The following is an 861-nucleotide window of genomic DNA, read 5'->3' as shown; positions in this document are numbered from 1 at the left end:
CGACACCCGCGGCGGGGAGCGCCAGGTCGGCGACGGCGGGCAGGAGCGCGACCGGCGCGAGCAGCAGCCAGACCGCCAGCTCGGGCCTGATCCCGGTGGCGACGGCGAGGGCGACGCACACCAGGACCACGAGCAGAGCGGTACCGGCACCGCGCCGCCCGGCCCGCGCCACCACCGCGCCCGCACCGGCGCCCCACACTCCCGCGAGGGCGATGAGCAGATGGTCGTAGTCCACGGGGTGGCTACTCGACCTTGGACAGCCGTGCGGTCGGGGAGCCCTCGGCGGAGCTGTCCGACACGTACTTGAGGTCGTCGCCGACGGGGGTGAGGGTGACCGTGTGGGCAGCCTGGTTGCACACGCTGCGGTTCGACTGGGCACCGGCGGCCGAGGCGACGATCCGGGCCTTCGTCACCTGCTTCAGGGTCAGGACGTCGTCGCAGACGCCGCCGAGCTGGTCGGTCTGGCGGAGGATGCCCAACCGCTGCCCCACGCCCACCTTGGCGATCACGATCCGGAAGGTCCCGTCGGGGAGCGTGCCGCCGAGGGCGGTGCCCTCGCCCTGCCAGGTGCCGAGGTAGGAGTCGGGGATGGACTGCAGCGGGGTGGGGACGGTCGAACTCGGCCCGCTGCTCGGCTCCTTGCTGGACCCGGTGCTCGCCCCGGTGCTCACCGCGCTGCTCGGCTCACGGCTGGACCCGGTGCCCGGCCCGCCGGTCGAGGTCGCGGTGGGGGCCGAGTCCGCGGAGTTGTTCGAGCTCTTGTCGCCCGGGTGGATCCAGTACAGGAGGAGCGGCACCAGGGTCACCACCGCGAGCGCGCCGGCGATGGCCAGGGCGACGGTGCAGCCGACCCTGCGCCCT

The 861-nt window shown here is 74.2% G+C and carries 2 pseudogenes; both read right to left on the bottom strand.

The annotated features are described in order from the left end of the window. Positions 1 to 235: pseudogene (locus R6V09_RS54025) on the bottom strand (hypothetical protein); the annotation flags it as partial. A 7-nt stretch (positions 236 to 242) separates the two neighbouring features. Then, a pseudogene (locus R6V09_RS54020) lies at positions 243 to 861 on the bottom strand (serine/threonine protein kinase); the annotation flags it as partial.

This window comes from Streptomyces sp. W16, assembly GCF_033194735.1.
Taxonomy (GTDB): Bacteria; Actinomycetota; Actinomycetes; order Streptomycetales; family Streptomycetaceae; genus Streptomyces.
This window is presented reverse-complemented; position numbering and strand designations above follow the sequence as displayed.